At 74.2% G+C, this 3,400-nt stretch carries 2 protein-coding genes; one reads left to right on the plus strand and one right to left on the minus strand.

Features of this window, described 5'->3' with window-relative positions; all coding sequences use genetic code 11:
- Window positions 1–153: 153 nt before the first annotated feature.
- Complete coding sequence (locus tag AAW13_RS43770; RefSeq protein ID WP_046728580.1) at window positions 154–1,047, plus strand: NAD(+)/NADH kinase; 894 nt, start codon at window positions 154–156, stop codon at window positions 1,045–1,047.
- Window positions 1,048–1,053: 6 nt separating this feature from the next.
- Here AAW13_RS43770 and AAW13_RS43775 read toward each other — a convergent pair.
- Window positions 1,054–3,400: polynucleotide kinase-phosphatase (locus AAW13_RS43775; protein WP_071659890.1), on the minus strand; the 2,347-nt coding region annotated here is incomplete at its 5' end.

The following is a 3,400-nucleotide window of genomic DNA, read 5'->3' on the forward strand; positions in this document are numbered from 1 at the left end:
CACCCGCTCCCACCAGCTCCCCGCACCGACCGCCCGGCCCTTCCGGCTCCCGCTTCCGGCCGTCCGGGCTCACCGGCTCCCCGCCCCGACCACCCGGCCCCGGCGGCTGCCGGGTTCGGTCGTTCGGGCTTGTCGGGTTGTGGGGGTGGCGTCGTGAGTCTTGCGCCTCGGGCCGTGCTGGTCCACCGGACCACGGAGTACGAGGAGTTGGTCGCCCGGCACGGTACGCACGGGCAGGCCGCCTTCTTCCTGGCCTCCCGGGGCCGGGACATCGCGGAGGTCTCCGAGCGCCACCGCCGGGCCCACCGGGCCCTGGCCGAGGTGACCTCCGCCATCCCGCTGGCCTGGCGCCGGACCCAGGTCGAACGGTCCGATCTGGACCGCTTCCTGTTCGCCCCGGAGGACGTGGTCGTGGTGGTCGGCCAGGACGGGCTGGTCGCGAACGTGGCCAAGTACCTGGACGGCCAGCCGGTGGTCGGCATCGACGCCGACCCCGGCCGCAACCCGGGGGTGCTGGTACGGCACCGCGCGGAGCAGGCGCCGGTACTGCTGGCCTCCGTCGGAAGCACCGGCGCCGACGAGCTGACGATGGTCGAGGCGGTCGCCGACGACACCCAGCGGCTCGTGGCGCTCAACGAGATCTACCTCGGTACCGCCGGTCATCAGACCGCCCGATACCGCCTGGGCCTCGAGGACGACGGGGGTGCCGTCGAGGCCCAGGCCTCCTCCGGGGTGCTGGTGGGCACCGGCACCGGGGCCACCGGCTGGCTGCGCTCCCTGTGGCAGGAGCGCGGCGCCCGGCTGGCGCTGCCCGCGCCCACCGAGGACCGCCTGCTGTGGTTCGTCCGGGAGGCCTGGCCGTCGCCGGCGACCGGGACCTCCCTGGTCGCCGGCGAGCTGACCGCCGCCGCGGCCCTGACCCTCACCGTCGAGTCGGACCGCCTGATCGCCTTCGGCGACGGCATCGAGACCGACGCCCTGGAGCTGACCTGGGGCCAGACGGTCCGCGTCGGCACCTGCGCCCGCCGCCTCCGGCTGGTCGGCTGACCCCCCTCACAGCCGGGGGTCGACCGGCTCCGACTCCAGGGCGAGCACCCCGAACACCGCCTCGTGCACCCGCCACAGCGGCTCGCCGTCCGCGAGGCGGTCCAGGGCCTCCAGGCCCAGGGCGTACTCGCGGATCGCCAGCGACCGCTTGTGGTTGAGGAACCGCTTGCGCAGCCGGGTGAGGTTCTCCCGGCGGGTGTACTCGGGGCCGTAGACGATCCGCAGGTACTCACGGCCCCGGCACTTGATGCCGGGCTGGACCAGCCGCCCGTCCGGGCCCCGTACGACCGCCCCGACCGGTTTGACGACCATGCCCTCGCCGCCCCGCCCGGTCATCTCCAGCCACCAGTCGACGCCGGCCCGCACCGACTCCGGGTCGCCGGTGTCGACGTGGAGCCGGCGGGTGGTCTGCAACAGGCCGCTCGGGTCGTGCTCGACCAGCCGGTCCAGGAGGGTCAATTGCTCGTCGTGCGGGAGCGCGGCGAGGCTGCGGCCCTGCACCGCGAGGAGCTGGAAGGGGGCCAGGCGCACCCCGTCCAGTCCTTCGGTGGGCCAGCAGTAACGGCGGTACGCGTCGGTGAACGCGCTTGCCGCCATGGCGCGTTCACGCTGCCGGGCGCGCAGGCCGGTCACGTCGACGCCACGCTCCACCGTGCGCTCCAGGGCGGCCAGGGCGCTCGGGAACGCCGCTCCGGAGGCGGCGCCCACGGCCGCGTACTGGGTGCGCAGCAGCCCGCCGGCCTTCACCGACCAGGGCAGCAGCTCGGCGTCGAGCAGCAGCCAGTCGGTGGCGAGTTCGTCCCAGAGGCCGGCCGCGTCGACCGCCGCGCGAATCCGCCCGAGAACCTCCTCGGTCACCGTCTCGTCGTCGAAGAACGGGCGTCCGGTGCGGGTGTAGAGGGAACCGGTGGGGCCGTGGGGGACACCGAAGCGCCTGTGCGCGGCCTCGGCGTCCCGGCAGACCAGCGCCACCGCCCGCGAGCCCATGTGCTTCTCCTCGCACACCACCCGGGCGACGCCGTCCCGCGCGTACTGCGCGAACGCCTCCGCCGGGTGCTCCAGGTAGCCGCCGAGGTGGCTGGTGGCCGTCGGCGCCATGGTCGGCGGCAGGTAGGGCAGCAGACGCGGGTCGACAGCGAAGCGGCTCATCACCTCCAGGGCGGCCGCCGCGTTCTCCTCGCGGATCGCGATCCGGCCCAGGTGCCGGGTCTCGACCGTGCGCCGGCCCCGCACGTCCGCGAGGTCCAGCGGCCGGCCGTCCTGGCCGCCGGGTGCCTCGGGGCGCAGCGGCCGGGCCGGCTCGTACCAGACCCGCTCGGCCGGTACGTCGACCAGCTCCCGCTCCGGCCAGCGCAGCGCGGTCAGCTTGCCGCCGAAGACCGCCCCGGTGTCCAGGCAGATGGTGTTGTTGAGCCAGGTGGCCTCCGGGACCGGGGTGTGGCCGTAGACGACGGCGGCGCGGCCCCGGTAGTCCTCGGCCCACGGGTAGCGCACCGGCAGCCCGTACTCGTCGGTCTCGCCGGTGGTGTCGCCGTACAGCGCGTGCGAGCGGACCCGGCCGGAGGTGCGGCCGTGGTACTTCTCGGGCAGCCCGGCGTGGCAGACGACCAGCCGGCCGCCGTCGAGGACGTAGTGGCTGACGAGCCCGTCGATGAACTCCCGTACCTGCTGCGTGAACTCCTCGCTCTCGCCTGCCATCTGCTCGACGGTCTCGGCGAGTCCGTGGGTGTGCTGGACCTGGCGGCCCTTGAGGTACCGCCCGAACTTGTTCTCGTGGTTGCCGGGCACGCACAGGGCGTGGCCCGACCCGACCATGGACATCACCCGGCGCAGCACGCCCGGGCTGTCCGGGCCGCGGTCGACCAGGTCGCCGACGAAGACCGCGGTACGGCCCTCGGGGTGCACCCCGTCCTGATAGCCCAACTTGGCCAGCAGGGCCTCCAGTTCGAGGGCACAGCCGTGGATGTCGCCGACGATGTCGAAGGGTCCGGTCAGGTGGGTCAGGTCGTTGTACCGCTTCTCGGTGACGACGGCCGCCGACTCGATCTCCTCGACACCGCGCAGGACGTGCACCTTGCGGAAGCCCTCGCGCTCCAGGTGCCGTAGCGAGCGCCGGAGTTCGCGGATGTGGCGCTGGACGACCCGGCGCGGCAGGTCGGCCCGGTCGCGGCGGGCCGCGTTGCGCTCGACGCACACCTCCTCGGGCACGTCGAGGACGATGGCGACCGGCAGCACGTCGTACTGCCTGGCCAGGTCGATCAGCTGCCTGCGGGAGTCCTGCTGCACGCTGGTGGCGTCCACGACCGTGCGGCGGCCGGCGGCCAGGCGCTTGCCCGCGATGTAGTGCAGGACG

The sequence above is a fragment of the Streptomyces humi genome (assembly GCF_001005085.2).
GTDB classification, from domain to species: Bacteria; Actinomycetota; Actinomycetes; order Streptomycetales; family Streptomycetaceae; genus Streptomyces; species Streptomyces humi.